Consider the following 17,857-nt stretch of genomic DNA (forward strand, 5'->3'; position numbering starts at 1 on the left):
AGAGGACTTGGGGACAAGGGGAAAGACTTGTTGCAAGTCACCTCTCGTCACCTTGTCTACTTTGTCTGGCTTATCTGCCCAAACCGCTCCTAAAAATAACTAGGATAGTAAAGGGGGTGTATCTAAAATTTAAAATCTAAAATCTAAAATTAATATGACTTCGACATTACCCGTGCCTGAACCTCATCAAAGCGATTCTGCTAACACTGACGCAAATTCTCTCAGTTGGGAGGAAGAACTGGATAGTGCCATTTTCAGTTTTGAAGATATTCAGACGGAACTGAACTACAAACAAGCACAAACGGCGCTACGCAGCTTGGTAGCTAATCTCGACCTCACCCCCCAAGAAAAAACCGGGTTGGAGATGGAAATTGCTGATTTGGAAACCATGCTGGGGAAGTTAGACCGCATGGTGATACAGATTGCGGCTTTTGGCATGGTGGGACGTGGGAAGTCTTCTCTACTCAATTCTTTGGTTGGGCAAACAGTATTTGAAACTGGGCCGCTACACGGTGTCACTCGTGCTGCACAAAGAGTTAATTGGAGTATTAGTGAGGAGGCGATTGGAGAAACTGAACGTGCTTTGCGAGTTACTCTCCCTGGTGTCGGTCAATCGCAGGTGGAATTAATTGACACTCCTGGGTTAGACGAAGTAGATGGTGCAACCCGTGCCGCATTAGCCGAACAGATTGCCAAACAAGCAGATTTGATTCTGTTTGTGATATCTGGCGACATGACGAAGCTAGAATATATGGCCCTTTCTCAGTTGCGGGAAGCAGGTAAACCGATCATTCTGGTGTTTAACAAAGTAGACCAGTATCCAGAAGCAGACCGGATGGCAATTTACCATAAAATTCGGGATGAAAGGGTGCGGGAATTACTCACACCCCTAGAAATTGTCATGGCTGCGGCATCGCCATTGGTGAAGACGGCAATTCGTCGTCCTGATGGGACTAGGGGCATACAGTTGCGTACAGGGAATGCCCAAGTTGAGGAACTGAAGCTGAAAATTTTGGAGATTTTACATCGTGAGGGCAAAGCTTTGGTTGCTCTCAATACTATGCTTTATGCCGATATCGTCAATGAGCAATTGGTTGAGCGAAAAGTGATGATTCGGGAAGAGAATGCCAATCAGTTGATTTGGAAGGCTGTAATGACTAAGGCATTAGCGATCGCACTTAATCCCCTAACTGTGGTAGATATTCTGAGTAGTGTGGTAATTGATATTGCTCTGATTGTGGGTTTATCTAAGCTCTATGGCTTCTCCATGACCGAAGCTGGGGCTGTACAATTGCTACAAAAAATTGCCCTGAGTATGGGCGGCATCGGTGCTAGTGAATTGTTGGCAAATTTGGGCTTGAGTGGTTTAAAAACTTTACTTGGCATCTCTGCAACAGCTACAGCAGGCGCTACCTTTGGCCCTTATATATCGGTGGCAATTACCCAAGCAGGAGTAGCTGGTGTTTCTTCTTACGGTATTGGGCAAGTTACCAAAGTTTATTTAGCCAATGGCGCAACTTGGGGCCCTGATGGGCCGAAAGCAGTCATCAGCCGGATTTTGGCAAACCTGGATGAAACATCAATTCTTAACCGTATTAAAGATGAGTTGCTTTACAAGGTAAAACTGAAAAAGTGACGAAAAGTTTAGCGTTTGGGTGTTCCTTCACCAAACTTGATTAAAATTGCGATCGCTACACTAACAAGCAAAATTAACGTCATACTCAAAGCTGAACCAAATCCCCAATTTTGTGTTGCTCCCAGAAACTGGTTATAAACTAACCGCGCCGCCGTCATACTAGAAGCACCGCCGAGTAATTCTGGATCGACAAAATCCCCCAAGCCGGTGATGAATACAAGCATGGAAGCTGCCGCAATTCCCGGAAAAATTTGCGGTACAGTTACTTGGAAAAAAGTTTCTACCGGATTTGCACCTAAATCGGCTGCTGCTTCTAGCAACCGCTTGTCTAGTTTTTCGAGAGAAGCATATAAAATCAAAACCATATAGGGTAATAAGCTGTAACTCATGCCAATTAATACAGCTTGACTATTGTTAAGTAATTCCCAAGTAGGTAAGCCGAAAGTGCTGAGTAAACTATTCAATAAACCAGTAGGACGAAGAATTGTAATCCAAGCATAAGAACGAAGTAATGAGGAAGTCCACAAAGGTAAGACAAAGCCTAGTATCAGCAAATTTCGCCAACGCTGCGGTGCTATCTGAGCAATCCAATAGGCCACAGGGAAGCCTAAAATTAAACAAATTATTGTCGTACCAAACGCAAAAAATAGCGATCGCACGATTACTTGTATGTAAAGAGAGTCAAATATTCGAATGTAGTTTTTGAATCCATTGGGATTAACTATATCTCCTGGACGGATGTCTGCAACTAAACTTAACTGAAAAATTATCAAAGTTGGCAGCACCAACAAAAGTAATAACCAAATCGCAGATGGTGCAAGCAACACCAATGGTTGAAGCCAATTTACCCGTTGGCGATGCAATTCTTCTGTTTTAGAAATATCATTTTTGGGAAAATTTATCACTCCTAACTCCTAACTTTAACTAAGTAAGTCGGCATAATAAAACCAAACTGTGTGAAGAAAAGTAAACAAAGTTCAAACCCCTTTTCTCTACTCCCTGCTTTATCCCAACAATAATTATTTACACCGACCTATTTATTTTATTTAACTACTAGTTAATTGAGTCCAATAACGCTCGTAAACCTCTTCAAATTCTCCTACAGGAGAAACACGTTCACAATTTCTCAAAAGTGATTCTGGGGGAAACAAATTAAGGTTATTTTGTACAGGTTTTGGCAATAGATCAAATCCGACGCTATTTGGTGTGGAAATATTCAAGCGTTGAGTGATTTGGGCTGCTATTTCTGGTTGCAAAATCATGTTAATCCAAGCATAAGCTCCAGCCTGATTCGGGGCTGTTTTGGGAATTACAATCGTATCTGTCCATAACGAAGAACCACTGCGAGGAATCACATATTTGAGCTTAGGGTTTTCTTGAGATATTTTCACTGCATCTGCTGAATAACACATTGCCACTAATAAATCTCCTGCGAGAATTTGATTTTGCCAAGCATCAGTGTCAAAACGTGCGATCGCAGGTTTTAAAGCCTTCAATTTTTCATAAGCTTGTTTGATTTCTTGTTCATTTTTTGAGTTGTAAGAATAACCTAGCATTCGTAAGGTTGCACCCATAACTTCTCGAACATCATTAAGCAAGGTCATTCGCTGATTGAGTTGCTCTTGATTTTGCCATAGATAATCCCAGTCTTGTGGTGCATCTTTGATTTTTTCAGAATTGTAAAGTAAACCTGTTGTTCCCCAGTTAAAAGGGATACTGTAACGGTTATTAGGGTCATAGCTAGGATTTTGAAATCGGGGAAATAAATTATCTAACCCGATTAAGCGATCGCGATTTATTTCTGTTAGCAAACCTTTGTCTACCATCTTCTGCACCATGTAATCAGATGGGTTAATGATGCTATAAGTGCCACCGCCTCCAGCTTGCAATTTAGCTAGCATGACATCATTAGAATCATACACATCTGCCAGCACTTTCATGCCAGTTTGGGTGCTAAAAGTTTTTAGTAATTGGTTGTCAGTATATTGCGTCCAAGTAAAAATATAAAGTTGGTCACGTTGCTCATTCGTATTAGAATTAGCACGTACTTCAGCCAGCTTCCAGCCACAACCAGCTAAAGATAAGCTAGAAAGTGCTGCCACCCCTTTTAAAAATTGGCGTCTGTTAGTCATTAAGTTAATAGTCAATCATCATTCTGTGTTGTTGCCAATTGCTTTTAGATATGCCTTTAATTGGAGTGCCCATAGCTAGTTTAAACATCCTGCCCTAAAAGCGCACCCCTTTGGGGAAGCAAGCTACCCATAGCGTCCCGCAGGGATGGGATATTTTTTTATTTGGAAGTCTCTAATCGTCTTGCACAGTCTGCTTTTTATCATAACTATTACGTAACCATCCATTGCTTATTGACCAAACCCGATTAAAATAAATACGCAACTTGGGCTTCCATAGGAGTTATCCAGCCGTGCAGCCGGACTTAATAGGCTTGGAAATTAGTAAGGGGGAACTAAGACGTTTGACTGGGTTCGATCCAGAAGACGTTTTTCGTCCCTCGGTTTTGCGAGATAGCAAAAAGCGATTAGGGTTCTTTATCAATGAAATGCTGGTGACGCTGGCGCTAACGCCAATAATTGTTGGCTTTGTTTACGCATTTATTATTCTGCCAACAATTGGTTCTTCAATTCGACTAGGAATTCTTTTACTAATTTTAGTGCCAATGCCGATATTAGTAGGGCGATGGCTCTGGCGACAATTAACCTGTCCCGAAGGGCTGACAATACTTTTAGATGAAGTTGATAAATATCATGACCTAGTTGCTGCCATCGATATTAATGACCAATTGGCAGCGTCAGGAAACGTAGAAAGCAGTTTCCATGACCGAGATCAAGTAACCGCCGCCCTCCAACTAATTAGAGAAGATTTAGTCCGCGCTTTGAAAACGGAACGAATTTTGCGAGATAATAAAAAATTGCTTGCTAATAATCAAGAGTTATTTGTCAATAATTTAGCCAGTCTGCAAGCTTTACAAGTTAGTAGTCAAGCAAGCGAATATGCTCAACTGCTAAATCAATCATTGCAAATTGCGATCGATGTGCAAGCAGAAATCAGAAAATTGCAGAAAGGCTAAGTGAATGTTTGTAAAGGCTGCTACACGAGACTTTACCTGCCTCCGCAGGTTAGAAAACCTTTGATTTTAATTAGTCCACGAAGGTGGATTAAGCTTTGTGTAGTAGTGACTTCTAGTTCCCGCATACTTTCCCAGAAAACAATCGCCCCGTTGACTTAATGAGTAACAAACCAAAAATAATTGTCCTGGATGATGACCCTACAGGTTCTCAAACAGTTCACAGCTGCTTGCTGCTAATGCACTGGGATGTGGATACTCTACGCAGAGGGTTACAAGATGATTCGCCGATTTTCTTTGTGCTGACTAATACTAGATCGCTAACCCCAGAGTCAGCCACATCTGTCACCAAAGAAGTTTGCCAGAACCTAAAAATCGCTTTGAATGCGGAAGAAATTGACGATTTTCTAATAGTCAGCCGTTCTGATTCTACTTTGCGGGGACATTATCCCATTGAAACTGATGCGATCGCTCAAGAACTTGGCCCCTTTGATGCTCATTTTCTTGTACCAGCATTTTTTGAAGGGGGACGCGTCACCCGCGACAGTGTTCATTATTTAATTATTGGCGATGTAACCACCCCAGTCCATGAAAGTGAGTTTGCCCATGATTCTGTCTTCAGCTACCATCACAGTTACTTACCCAACTACGTCGAAGAAAAGACTCAAGGTCGAATTAAGGCTGAAGCTGTAGAAAGATTTCTCCTAGCCGATATTCGCGCCGGTAGTTTGGAACGCTTACTAAAACTGAGTGGTAATCAGTGCGCTGTCGTTGATGGTGAAACTCAAGATGATCTCAACCACTTTGCAGTCGATATATTAGCCGCAGCCAGTCAAGGGAAACGCTTTCTATTTCGCAGTGCAGCAAGTATTTTAACCGCAATAGCTGCTTTACCACCCCAACCTATTGCTGCCGAAAATATGGCGCAGTACGTGCGCCAAGGCAAACCAGGTGCGGTGATTGTTGGTTCCCATGTGAAAAAGACTACCCAGCAATTAGAGGCGCTGTTGCAACTAGAAGGAACTGTAGGAATCGAAGTCAATGTAGCGCTATTACTTGATGATGCAAATCAATCTGGGGCATTACTAACTGAAATCCAAGAAAGTACACGGGCGGCACACGAAGCTGGCAAAACACCAGTGGTTTATACTAGCCGTCAGGAACTGAATTTTAAAGATGTCGAGACACGATTGGAGTTTGGAGAAAAAGTTTCAGGTTTATTGATGGATATTGTGCGCGGTTTACCATCTGATATCGGATTCTTAATCAGCAAGGGCGGCATTACTTCTAATGATGTTTTGAGTACTGGACTAGCTTTAACTTCAGCCCGTTTACTCGGTCAAATTTTAGCTGGTTGTTCAATGGTGTTAACGTCATCCGATCATCCTCAGTTTCCTGATTTACCTGTGGTGCTGTTTCCCGGTAATGTCGGTGATGCTGACGCCTTGGGGACAGTTTATCAGAGGTTGACGCTGCCAATTTAAGATTTTAGATTAAAAACTAATCTTTTGGTTCATGCCAGACTAAACTCTTGCCACCCGCTTTCAACCCTTGTAAGTAATAATCCAAGATCCCAAATTTAAAATCCAAAATCTTTGTGTCCTTTGTCTTTTGGCTAGTACTGCATGACTTCTGATTCTGCGATTCCCAATCTAAAGTCAAATTCTGCACTTCCGAATGCAGAATCAAACTCTATCCTTTCTGAGGTAGAGGTAAATCCTACTGTTTCTGATGTAGAGTCAGATTCTATCCTCCCGGATGCGGAGTTAAATTCTGTCCTGCTTTATTTAAAATCGAATACTGTCCTTGGGGATGTAGAGTCAAATCCTACTAACCCAGATGTAGAGTCAAACCCTACTAACCCAGATTTAGAGTCAAATACTGATGCGCCATTAGATTTTATCCTTACTGACTCAAATCCTGATGAGTTAGCATTACCAGGGCATCGTTTAAATGATAATACTCAAGTCCAGTTAAAAAGTAAGGAGGGACGACTTTTATTAATTTTGCCCCCAGAATCTCAAGTATCTGCCTCAGAACTCAGTTGGTCTGATATTTGGCAACAAATAAGGCAACGTCTGAATGCAGGCGATCGCTTCCGTGTATCTAATACACCTGTGCATCTGATGGCACAAGACCGCCTAGTAGATGCTAGACAACTCCAAGAACTTGCCGAAGCTTTGAGTGAAGTGCAACTGCGGCTGATATCAGTCTCGACTAGTCGGCGGCAAACTGCGATCGCTGCCGTAACATCAGGGTATTCTGTAGAACAATTACAGCCCGTAACTTCCCTGAGTTCTGAGCCAGCAGCTACAGCCACACCGCAAGCAGATGCCCTCTATCTCGAAATGACAGTCCGCTCTGGAGTCGAAATTCGTCATCCTGGGACAGTAATTCTCTTGGGAGATTTAAATCCAGGTGGTATTGTAATTGCAGATGGAGATATTATTATTTGGGGTCGCCTACGTGGAATTGCTCATGCTGGTGCTGGAGGCAATCGTGAGTGTCTGATTATGGCCTTGCAAATGGAACCAACCCAACTACGAATTGCAGATGCTGTAGCGAGGGCCCCAGAAAAACCGCCAATGCAGTTTTCCCCAGAGGTGGCACATATTACGCCCCAAGGAATTCGCATCGCTAGGGCTACTGATTTTTCTAGAACCCAATTCACCAAGAGCAATCAAGAGCCATAAATATTTACTTAAAGAATGAAGTATATAAATAAGGATGAAATAAAACAAATATTCATGCCTCACCCCTCATGAGGGAGAACAGATATTTCTTCATACTTGATACGATACTTCATACTTTATACTGCAATTTACTGTTTTATATTTCCTGAACCCTTATTGACCGCATTTGTATCATGACTCGCATTATTGTGATTACCTCCGGCAAAGGAGGAGTGGGTAAAACCACCGTTTCAGCAAATTTGGGCATGGCTTTAGCCAAAATGGGGCGTCAAGTTGCCTTGGTTGATGCGGATTTTGGTTTGAGAAATTTGGATTTGCTGCTAGGTTTAGAAAACCGCATCGTCTATACTGCGGTGGAAGTCTTAGCCAGAGAGTGCCGCCTAGAACAAGCCTTGGTGAAAGATAAGCGCCAACCAAATCTCGTACTCCTGCCGGCGGCCCAAAATCGCTCGAAAGATGCAGTCACACCTGAACAGATGAAGTTGTTGGTGAATGCACTAGCGCAAAAGTATCAGTATGTAATTATTGATAGCCCCGCCGGTATTGAAAATGGGTTTAAAAATGCGATCGGCCCGGCAAAAGAAGCGTTAGTTATCAGCACACCGGAAATTTCCTCAGTTCGTGATGCTGACCGGGTAGTGGGGTTACTTGAGGCACAAGGTATCAAACGTGTTCATTTAATAATTAACCGCATCAGACCCGCAATGGTGCAAGCAAATGATATGATGTCAGTGCAAGATGTTCAGGAACTTCTCGCCATTCCCCTGATCGGGGTAATCCCTGACGACGAGCGTGTTATTGTATCTACCAATCGCGGCGAACCCTTAGTTTTAGCGGAAAATCCCTCTTTAGCTGCCACAGCCTTTGAGAACATTGCTCGTAGATTAGAAGGGGAAAGTGTCGAATTTCTGGAGATCGACTCGTCCCAAGACAGCTTCTTCGCCCGTATACGAAGGTTGTTCAGGACAAAGATTGTTTAATTTATTTTCCAGTCTCCGCGCCAGACCTATTCGTAATGATTGAACTTCTAGAACGACTTTTTTCTCGCGGCCCTGATAGCAGTCGAACTCAAGTTAAACGTCGCCTGCAATTGGTGATTGCCCACGATCGCGCTGACATAGATCCTCAAACGTTGGAAAAAATGCGGAAAGAAATCTTAGATGTAGTCTGTCGCTATGTCGAAGTTGAGACAGAGGGCTTAGAGTTTTCTTTAGAAAGCAACCAACGAACCACAGCTTTAATTGCTAACTTACCCATCCGCCGCGTCAAAGGCGCTATACCTGAATGGGAAAGGGGTGATTAGTCTCCATAGAGTTGATTTTAAGTATTTTTACTTATAACATAGTGAAACAGTCTTTAATTGTGACTAAAGCATACTAACTTTAGTTGATAGTTATGGGCGAATTCTACGATACGCTTCATGACTACATTGTATTGAATTATACCACTGTGGCTAAAGCCAGACAATCGTTTCACGGGATTTAAAAATCCCTACCGACTTATCCCCATGTCTGATATTAGGGCTTGCGTCTCGTTCTTTGGTCAAAAAATATGTATCCGCTCAATAAATCGGGGCGAACTACTAGTTCAGGAACGAGTTTACGCCATTTGAGCCTTGTCACTGAGCGATTTACCCCGGATTATTGAGCGGTTACAAAAATATTGACCACATAAAAAAATCCCGTTGTCGCCACTGGCAACAACGGAAGTAAGTATATAAGATTTTTAATAAACTATCGGTAGGCTACTTGTGGCCCTGCCCAAATTTCTGTAACCTTTTTACCAAAAGTAATCGGCTGATCATCACCTGTTGTAGTGATAGTCTTGCCATCATTAGTAACTTGCATTAATGGCCAGTTTTCCTCGCCCAATTCGCCTGCACGGAACAGGACATGATCCGGTTGGCTTTTACTCCAGCCTAACAATACGGCAATTTTGTCATGCTGTTCTTCCTCATTCGCAGGGGCAACTATGTTAGCGTGATTTTTTTGCCGATCCCAAATCACTGCACTATCTGTAGAATCACCTGTATTAAATAGACCTTCAAACTTACGTGCTAAGAAGCGATCGCCTTTTTGTGACCAGCTAACTGGAACTAATACCCCAATCTTACCGCTCGTATCAGTTTCTTCTGAAGACTCCGCCTTTACAACCTTTACTTTTAATAAAGGATCGGTAACTGGAGTTGTTGAAGCCATCACCCACAATTTCTTAGTGTGCATATCTTGGACAAAAAGAACGCTGGTGACACGGCTGTTATACATTTCGGGTTTTACTTCTAACTGCACCCGGCTATAAACAGCATATTTACCATCTGGAGAAACCACAGGTACGCTGCGATAGTGACGCACTCCAGAACCACCCCCAGAAGCAATTGCCTCTTGAGTAGCTGTAATCCATTTCCAAGGAATCGGATGAGGACTGCCTATCGGATCTATTTGTTCTGCTTGGGATTCATCACCTATTTCCGCAACAGGTATTTCCGCCGTTGTAGTTGATTGCGATTCTCTAAGAGTTGGTGCTACTTGAGTTGCTGTCAATGATCCAGTAAAAGTTTTTTCTCTAGAGACAAAATTTTCTTCTCCTTTCAAAGATTTGACATTAGCAGCTTTAAGTTTTCGGATTAAATTAAGCTGACTAACAGAAACATCTGTTAATGGTGCAAGTTCAACTGCTGCCAAAGAATCAGGAACAGTTAAATTGCCGCTTGATACAGAACTATCTATTTGAGGCAAAGACTCAAATTTATTTGCTGGTAATACTTGCGGTTCCTGAACAGCAGTATTTTGTGTTGGCACAGAGTCAAATTTTTCTGTTAAAGAGTTAATTTGATCTGCTGTTAATATTTCAGCTATCTCAGGTTCCCCAACTACATCTATTTCCTTTGATACAGGGTCAGACTCTCCAGTTATAGAAGTAAATTTAGCTACTTCTGATCTTACTGAGTCCGAGTGACCCGATGCCCCTAGCAAGGGTGCAATCAGTATCACAACGACAACATAATTGAGAAATGGTTGCGCGCGGAACCATCCTGACAGCAAAAGGGGTTTAAGCATTTCGTAGACTCTCTAGAGGGGGCGGTTGCTATGTGAGAAGCAATACATCAACAGCAATGGGGCAGGCGGTAATTATATGTATAACAAGAAACTAAAAACTTTGACTAGATATTTTGTTCAAAGTTTGCAGAGTTTTACAAAAATTAAGTATCATTGTCTACACCTTTTCTAACTAAGGTACTGAATATTTTTTGGCAAAAATATGCGAGTATAGTAAATATGCTGAAAACTCAGTAATTACTACACAATATATAGTGTTGCTATTCCTATACCCAACCACACCAAAACAATTCTTGGTCAAGGCTTATTCAAGGTATAGCTTGGGTAATGACGACTGCAAAGGAATGGTGAAATAACTCGGTTATCGGGGATCGTACTAGCGATCGCTAGTATGCTATAAATAATCCAGGTTATACACTCAATATAACAGCGCAAAACCTCATTATGGTAAACGTGAGGCGTTAATTAAAAAACCTGGGAAAGCGGACGCATAATACATCATACTCAGAATATATTGCTATCAGCAACCCAAAGTTATAAATTGCTATCTAGACTACAAAAACAGCTAGAAGATGCAATAGTCCTTCGGGAACCAAACTGCATTTAAAGCCAATTTAGGGAAGATGACCGGGAAGACAATAAAATTTACTCGGTAGATGCTCTAGCGACTCGTAACGAAAAACCACTAGGTGATTAGGTTCACTAGAGGCAGATGCTCGTAGCTGTTACACTTGTCAAGTTAACTATTAAGTTAATCAAGCAGGGTTTAGGTTCACCAATACGAAAGTATTGTACCACCAAACAGCCAATATTATTTATAGCAATTCAACTATATTTTGCAACTGCCATCCAGAATACAGGAGTCTGCTAAATGCTGGCTTGATGAATTATATTTAAACATGCAACTGAAATGTTGTGAGTTATCAAGAGCGCCCTTACGATTAACTAATGACTAACGACTTACAAGTAATTTATTAATGAAAATTGTATTTTTTGGTACACCTCAGTTTGCTGTACCCACCTTGGAAAAGTTATTGAATCATGCAGAATTTGAGGTGTTGGCAGTTGTCACCCAACCAGATAAACGCCGGGAACGGGGAAATAAACTGACTCCTTCACCTGTAAAAGCGATCGCTACTGCCCACAACTTACCAGTATGGCAACCTGAACGGGTTAAAAAAGACACGGAAACTTTGGCTAAACTCAAAGAATTAGACGCAGATGTGTTTGTTGTTGTCGCTTATGGACAGATTTTATCGTCAAAAATCTTAAAGATGCCAAAGTTAGGCTGCATTAATGTGCATGGCTCGATTTTACCCAAATATCGGGGTGCAGCGCCGATTCAGTGGTGTTTGTACAATGGTGAGATGGAAACGGGGATCACAACCATGTTAATGGATGTGGGGATGGATACCGGGCCAATGCTAGAAATAGCCACTACACCCATCGGATTACTGGATAATACTCAAGATTTAGCCGAAAGACTAGCTGCGATCGGTGGGGATTTGTTGGTAGAAACTTTGTTAAAGTTGGAACGCCAGGAAATTCAGCCAATTCCCCAAGATAATTTAGCAGCTACTTATGCACCTCTGATTCAAAAACAAGATTATGGTTTGGATTGGTCAAAAAGCGCGATCCAATTACACAATCAAATTAGAGGCTTTTATCCTAACTGCACGGCTACCTTTCGTGACAACCTGCTGAAAATCACCGCTTCTGCTCCCCTTGGTTGTGTAAGCGATCGCGTACCGCCAGAATTACAAAACCTATTGCATAAGTTGCCTGATTTGTCAAATACATCAGACAAGCCGGGAGTTGTAGTCAGCATTGTTAAAGGAATTGGTGCGATCGTCCAGACTGGGGAAGGTTTGTTGCTGTTGCGAGAGGTTCAGCTAGCCGGTAAACGTCCCCAGTCGGGATGGGATTTTGTTAATGGTACCCGCTTAACAGTGGGAGAAGTTTTTGGTGCGGGAAGTTGAGGGGAGTTAGTCTATTGAAACTAGTAACAATTTTGAATGATATCCTGATTTTTACGGCAGTTTATTAGAGTTCAACACAATCTAGCAGTATATAATAGTATGCTCTGTATGCTCTTCCTTAACCGCCCTTGTCTTAGCCTTCAGCAGTTTAGTAGTTTGATTTGTTAAAAAACGCACAGATGTATCAAAGTAAACCAATTGACTTTATTGAACGAAACGATATTAAAGCTTTCCTAGCTTTGCTGAGAGACTGGATGGCAATTTTTATGATTGCTGCTTTTAGCATTTGGATAAATAATATATTTGTCTATTTAATTTCAGTATGGGCGATTGGCCTTTTTCAATTTGCTATCGGAGAAGGATTAGTACATGAAGCAACACACAATAACTTATTTCAGAAAAAAATCTGGAATGAAAAGTTAGAGTTTCTCTATGCTCTCCCTGTCTTTAGAACAGTAGCTACTTATCGTCAGCACCACCTTCCTCATCATAATTATTTTGGGAGCGATAAAGATTACATACCTGAATATTATGAAATGTTGGGATTATATAAACCAAACCAAAACTTGTTATTTGTCTTATTTATGAAACCTATAATGGGATTTGGTGTCTATCTCTTCTTTGAAGACTCCTACCTTCACATGAAAGAGTTGGACTGGCGTCCGTTTAAAAGCAGCTTTAAGATATTTCTGTTTTGGTTCGTTGTCGTTCTCAGCTTCTTTGTATCAGGACATATCCAAATCTTACTCTTATACTGGTTTGTCCCCCTACTATGGTGTTATTCTTGTTATTCATGTTGGTCTGAGGTGCATGAACACTTTAATACTGTATCCGGTACGAGATCAAACCTTAACCCAATAATTAATCTTTTAACTCATAATACCGGGTATCACTATCTTCACCATCTTTACCCGACTATTCCTTGGTACAAACTCCCAGAGTCACATCAGGTTTTGTGCCCAGAGAGTTCAGACATTTCATACGTTTTATTTGATATCTATAAACAGTTATCAAGAGAGTTATCACGTAGTTAAGTAGATGCCTAGGTTAGGAGGTCATCCTCCTGACTTGGCTACAAAACCATGTTTGAACTTTTTGACTCCTAACTTGTAACTTCTGACTTTTTCATAAAAGCGGCAAGATTCGCAAGGGCCGTCTGGGTTGACTGCACAGCGAATGAGTTCTGAATGAGCATTGTAGCAGCAGGTAGCATCGCCAATTACCCAACGTCCCCCTACCAGACTTTTTTCAGATGGTCGTTTAGCAGACTGTACATAAATGGCAATATTATGTAAGCGGTAGCGCCCTGCTTGAAGTTGGTATCGATGGCGGCGTTCTAAAACCGCGTAGGTTTTACCTTCAAAATCGAGATAGTTTCCGGGTTGGGGTGTCCAATCAAGTTGCACTTTACCGAGGGACTCACGCGGATGTGTCAGAATCACCTCGGTTTGTAAAGAGTCTGGCTCCATAAGCTTATGTGATTTGATTTACATTATAAAGATAGTATCGCGATCGCTTTCTTTAGCTTACCGAATTTAGATTACAATTATTGATTAACTCTTCGCGTTCCTACGGATTAGGGCAACCAAAAGTTAGGTAGGATAGATTTGCTCAAGTCACGCAAAGTTTGGTTGAGCGATCGCGCCACTTGGATATGCACTTCATCCTCTTCTACAGCTAAAATCTCAGATGGCTGACCTTCTCCCAAATAAGACACCACCAAATTCGCCGCCTCTAAACCCGTAACATAAGCCTTTTCCTGCGACCAAGAACCATGACGGTTCACAATCCAATCCCCGCTCATAAACACATTCTCAAAACTTGTCTTGGCGGGCAACATATAACGATAGCTGCCGGGTGCAAAGTGAGTCACCGCTTGAGGTAGCCGAATTACACTGCTATCAATAATCTTTGCCTGCCGGAACGCTGGTATACAAGTTGCTAAATAACCTTGAACTATTACTAAAATCTCCTCATCGCTCAAACCCAGGAACTGATTGGCGTGATAAAAATCAGCTTCAATCACTGTTCCCGGCTCATCCCGATATTCATCATGTAGAGCATTCAAATCAAAAAACGTCCAACCTGTACTGGTGTCAAATCCAAAACAAGCATTAGAAGGACGAGGAATATCAATTTTGCGGTCAAACCATAGTCGTGTTGCTAAAACATCAATTGCGCCTAAATTGCTCAAATTACGAAATTCTTCACGGCTTTGTAAACTAGGGCTAGTTGAGACAATTTTCTTCATCCCCGTGATTCCAACGGCAAAAATTACGGCATCTGCATCAAAAACCTCATCACCGCAAACCACACCCTTGACTTGATTACTATCAACAATTAAATCTGTAACCCGACGGTTAGGCAATACTCTCGCACCAGCTTTTTCAATACGTTCCACCCAAGGACGAAATATCTTTTCTCCGACAGTTCCCCGACACCAAACTACATCAAAATCGGGTTGATGAGCCAGAATAAAAAAGTAAAGCATCCCTAAAGTTGCGGCGGCTGAACACTGTTCGCCAGGGGCAAATAAGCCCACTAATAACATCGGTTCAAAAGCATCGCGGTAAAGCCGTGCAGAAACATTAAAATCTTTGAACAATTCACGGGCAGTTACAAAGTCATAGCGCCGCCAAGCTGCATCAGAATTGTCAAAATCAACAACCGCATACAGTAAAGGCAGGGCGCTGAGACGGTCAATTAGTGGCAACCGCTTAAACTGAGTGTAGAGAAAAGTTCCCAGCGGCGAAGGGAGTCGCGGTAAGTCTTGAAAATTTGGTGATTCACTTCCAAACGTTCTGGCGAATATTGCGAAGAACGAGTCCAAGTAGTAAAAGGATTAATTTCTAATTCATTGATTAGGGAAAAAATATTTCTGTAAGGATACCAGAAGCCATGAATGCCAGCTTCAACAGATTTTCCGGCTGCCGTTTGCCAACCTGCCACCAACCCACCGGGATAGGGGCCTGCTTCCAGAAGTGTCACATCATAACCTTGTTTTGCCAAATGGTAGGTTGCTCCTAAACCAGCCCAACCAGCACCTACAACTACCACCTTTTTTTGTTGTGATCCTTCTAGCATCCCACCCTCCGATTGTTGCAGTCCCTCAACTAATGTATACGAACTTGTGTTCTGATCAGGCAACGGGTTGTGATTATAGCGGTTTTCACTTGGATGCAAAAGGCGTGCTAGCACATTACATCGAATTTAACTATTACGCCGTAAGTCCCCCACTGAATTTGGTATTTCCGTTTCCAGTGGTGGGATATAAGGCGGAAGATATCGGATTGCATCTAATATTAATTAAATGCAATAGCAAAAAGAAATATTAGATGTATGACGAATCAACAATTGTTTTGTTTTAGTACTTTATCAGAATATATATTTATGGTAAAACAAGTACATCAAGGAGGTGATGTTGATTGTTACACAAGGTTGTACAAGTCCGTTTATATCCGTCACTGGAACAGCAAATTCAACTAGCTCAAGCTTTTGGCTGCGCTCGTTGGTGGTGGAACTATGCCCTAAACTAAGTCAATTGAAAACTTATAAGGAGACGGGAAAGGACTTAGCCGTGCGCGCTCAACGCATTTCTTCCTACACTCAAAAAGGCAGAAGAAACGGTGTGGTTGGCTGATTGTTATAGTCAAGTTTTACAGGCTACGACACTGAATCTAACTACAGCCTACAAAAACTTTTTTGAGAAACGTGCTGGATTTCCTAAATTCAAATCTCGGCATGGAAAACAGTCTATCCAGTATCCTCAAAACGTCAAAATTGTAAATGGTGATGTCAAACTCCCTGGCAATATAGGGATAGTAAAAGCCAAAATACATAGACAGATTGAGGGGAAAATCAAGACTTGTACCGTCGTTAAAACACCTTCTGGTAAATACCTTGCATCTATCCTTACTGAGTTAGAAGGTGAGAATCCCGTTATCTCGGAGGGAAAGATTTACGGCATTGACTTAGGATTGAAACACTTTGCTGTTGTTACTGACGGCGAGAAAATCTCTAAATACGATAATCCTAAGCACCTTGCCAAGCATGAGAAAAACCTGAAACGCAAGCAGAAAAAATTAGCACGTAAGATAAAAGGAAGTAATTCAAGAAATAGGTATAGAAAAGTTATTGCCAGGTGTACGAGCGAGTTAGCACTTCGCGGCAGGATTTTCTACATAAACTTAGTTATAAGTTATCCAGCGATAGCCAAGCTGTCATAGTAGAGAATCTTCATGTCAAAGGCATGGTACGCCATCACAAATTGGCAAAATCAATATCTGATAGCGAAGCGTTAGCGAGTCTTCGAGCGTCTGTTGGATGGGGAACATTCACTAATTTTTTAGCCTATAAACTAGAACGCAGAGGTGGAAAGTTAGTTGAGATTGATAGGTGGTTCCCCAGTTCTAAGCTTTGCTCTAATTGTTTCTATCAAATAGGTGAGATGACATTGGATGTCCGTGAGTGGACTTGTCCTCAGTGCAATACTCATCACGATCGGGACGCGAACGCCGCGCAGAACATTAGAGCAGAGGGTATCAGAATGATAAAGGCGGAAGGTTCAGCCGTTTCTGCTGTAGGAGGGGAGGTAAGTCCTACTCTTGGGCGAAAGTCTAAGTTTAGGCACTCCCCTGTGATTACAGAAGCCGACACTGTACCTTGGTACTCCAAGTCAGTGTGGGTAGTTCACAATAGTTATAGACTTTAAAAAAGGCTTAAGGTAAGTCGGTTCACTAAAAATCACTTGCGTTAATGCTGAGTTAGGAGTATAACAGAAAACAGACTTAACTATATCATGAGGAATAATCATAATGTCTCAATTAGCAAATGTAAAATTCAGTTTAAATGACTTTGAATTACGAGATGGTATTTATTTTCCTAGCGATTATGAACAATTAAATAATACTCAACATAAAAAAACATGGGACGCTATTGGTAAAACATATTATGGTTCCCAAAAAATTGAAAAAATTGCAGACACATCGCCCATTAAACAAGATTACACTTTGCTAACTGGTACGCCTGGAGGTACTTGGAATAAATTTCCGTTGAATAAATCTGTTGGTTCGATTTTGGAGATTGGTTCGGGTTATGGTCGCGCACCTTTGCATCTCTCTAAAGCGAAAAACCTGAAATGCGAAAAATATTATGGTGTTGATATTTCTGAACCTTTATTGCGGCGGTTAGTCAAGGTTAAGCAAGAATATAATTTTTTCCCAGAAGCTGAATTTAACTTGATTTGTACTTCTGCTGAAATATTGCCTTTAGAAGATAATTCTATAGATTTGGTAATTTCTAACTGTGTTTTTATGCATATCCCAGATGCACAATTAAGAAACCTGCTGGCTGATATATCTCGTGTGCTAAAACCAGGTTGGAATTTTTGTTTTTAATCATTCCTTTCACAA

The 17,857-nt window shown here is 41.5% G+C and carries 13 protein-coding genes and 2 pseudogenes; 10 read left to right on the forward strand and 5 right to left on the reverse strand.

Annotated elements, in window-relative coordinates; all coding sequences use genetic code 11:
- Nucleotides 1-154 precede the first annotated feature (154 nt).
- On the forward strand, nt 155-1,636 hold the full coding sequence (locus ANSO36C_RS24015) for a GTP-binding protein (protein WP_251956557.1): 1,482 nt from the start codon (nt 155-157) through the stop codon (nt 1,634-1,636).
- 8 nt (nt 1,637-1,644) lie between these two features.
- Here the strand turns inward: ANSO36C_RS24015 and ANSO36C_RS24020 are convergent, their stop codons facing one another.
- Entirely contained in the window at nt 1,645-2,538 is an 894-nt protein-coding gene (locus ANSO36C_RS24020; protein ID WP_251960428.1) for an ABC transporter permease, read from the reverse strand.
- A 144-nt stretch (nt 2,539-2,682) separates the two neighbouring features.
- Nucleotides 2,683-3,768 carry an ABC transporter substrate-binding protein gene (locus ANSO36C_RS24025; protein ID WP_251956558.1) on the reverse strand — a complete coding sequence of 362 codons (1,086 nt, stop codon included), beginning with the start codon at nt 3,766-3,768 and terminating at the stop codon, nt 2,683-2,685.
- A 290-nt stretch (nt 3,769-4,058) separates the two neighbouring features.
- Here ANSO36C_RS24025 and ANSO36C_RS24030 point away from each other — a divergent pair, with 290 nt between their 5' ends.
- The 5 genes from ANSO36C_RS24030 to minE all read left to right on the forward strand — a co-directional run bounded on the left by ANSO36C_RS24030 (nt 4,059) and on the right by minE (nt 8,714).
- On the forward strand, nt 4,059-4,721 hold the full coding sequence (locus tag ANSO36C_RS24030; protein ID WP_251956559.1) for a hypothetical protein: 663 nt from the start codon (nt 4,059-4,061) through the stop codon (nt 4,719-4,721).
- A 158-nt stretch (nt 4,722-4,879) separates the two neighbouring features.
- Nucleotides 4,880-6,202, forward strand: coding sequence for a four-carbon acid sugar kinase family protein (locus ANSO36C_RS24035; protein ID WP_251956560.1), 1,323 nt, complete (start codon nt 4,880-4,882; stop codon nt 6,200-6,202).
- 141 nt (nt 6,203-6,343) lie between these two features.
- Complete coding sequence (minC, locus tag ANSO36C_RS24040) at nt 6,344-7,411, forward strand: septum site-determining protein MinC (RefSeq protein WP_251956561.1); 1,068 nt, start codon at nt 6,344-6,346, stop codon at nt 7,409-7,411.
- A gap of 173 nt (nt 7,412-7,584) precedes the next feature.
- A complete protein-coding gene (minD, locus tag ANSO36C_RS24045) occupies nt 7,585-8,391 on the forward strand; it encodes a septum site-determining protein MinD (RefSeq protein WP_229556863.1) in 807 nt (268 codons plus the stop codon).
- A gap of 35 nt (nt 8,392-8,426) precedes the next feature.
- Nucleotides 8,427-8,714 carry a cell division topological specificity factor MinE gene (gene minE, locus ANSO36C_RS24050; RefSeq protein ID WP_251956562.1) on the forward strand — a complete coding sequence of 96 codons (288 nt, stop codon included), beginning with the start codon at nt 8,427-8,429 and terminating at the stop codon, nt 8,712-8,714.
- 430 nt (nt 8,715-9,144) lie between these two features.
- Here minE and ANSO36C_RS24055 read toward each other — a convergent pair whose 3' ends face one another.
- Nucleotides 9,145-10,467 carry a hypothetical protein gene (locus ANSO36C_RS24055; RefSeq protein ID WP_251956563.1) on the reverse strand — a complete coding sequence of 441 codons (1,323 nt, stop codon included), beginning with the start codon at nt 10,465-10,467 and terminating at the stop codon, nt 9,145-9,147.
- A 977-nt stretch (nt 10,468-11,444) separates the two neighbouring features.
- Here ANSO36C_RS24055 and fmt point away from each other — a divergent pair.
- Nucleotides 11,445-12,446, forward strand: a complete 1,002-nt coding sequence (fmt, locus tag ANSO36C_RS24060) for a methionyl-tRNA formyltransferase (RefSeq protein WP_251956564.1) — start codon at nt 11,445-11,447, stop codon at nt 12,444-12,446.
- 179 nt (nt 12,447-12,625) lie between these two features.
- Nucleotides 12,626-13,480: a fatty acid desaturase family protein gene (locus ANSO36C_RS24065; RefSeq protein WP_251956565.1), complete on the forward strand. Its 855-nt coding sequence runs from the start codon at nt 12,626-12,628 to the stop codon at nt 13,478-13,480.
- A gap of 21 nt (nt 13,481-13,501) precedes the next feature.
- Here the strand turns inward: ANSO36C_RS24065 and ANSO36C_RS24070 are convergent, their stop codons facing one another.
- Together ANSO36C_RS24070 and ANSO36C_RS24075 are read right to left on the reverse strand one after the other, a co-directional pair.
- Entirely contained in the window at nt 13,502-13,915 is a 414-nt protein-coding gene (locus tag ANSO36C_RS24070) for a DUF6464 family protein (RefSeq protein ID WP_251956566.1), read from the reverse strand.
- A gap of 107 nt (nt 13,916-14,022) precedes the next feature.
- Nucleotides 14,023-15,530: pseudogene (locus ANSO36C_RS24075) on the reverse strand (hydroxysqualene dehydroxylase).
- Nucleotides 15,531-15,871: 341 nt separating this feature from the next.
- On the opposite strand from ANSO36C_RS24075, the pseudogene ANSO36C_RS24080 reads away from it, so the two are divergent.
- Nucleotides 15,872-17,134: pseudogene (locus ANSO36C_RS24080) on the forward strand (RNA-guided endonuclease InsQ/TnpB family protein).
- A gap of 126 nt (nt 17,135-17,260) precedes the next feature.
- On the forward strand, nt 17,261-17,842 hold the full coding sequence (locus ANSO36C_RS24085) for a class I SAM-dependent methyltransferase (RefSeq protein WP_251956567.1): 582 nt from the start codon (nt 17,261-17,263) through the stop codon (nt 17,840-17,842).
- The last annotated feature ends 15 nt before the right edge of the window (nt 17,843-17,857 follow it).

This window comes from Nostoc cf. commune SO-36 (assembly GCF_023734775.1).
GTDB lineage: Bacteria > Cyanobacteriota > Cyanobacteriia > Cyanobacteriales > Nostocaceae > Nostoc > Nostoc commune_A.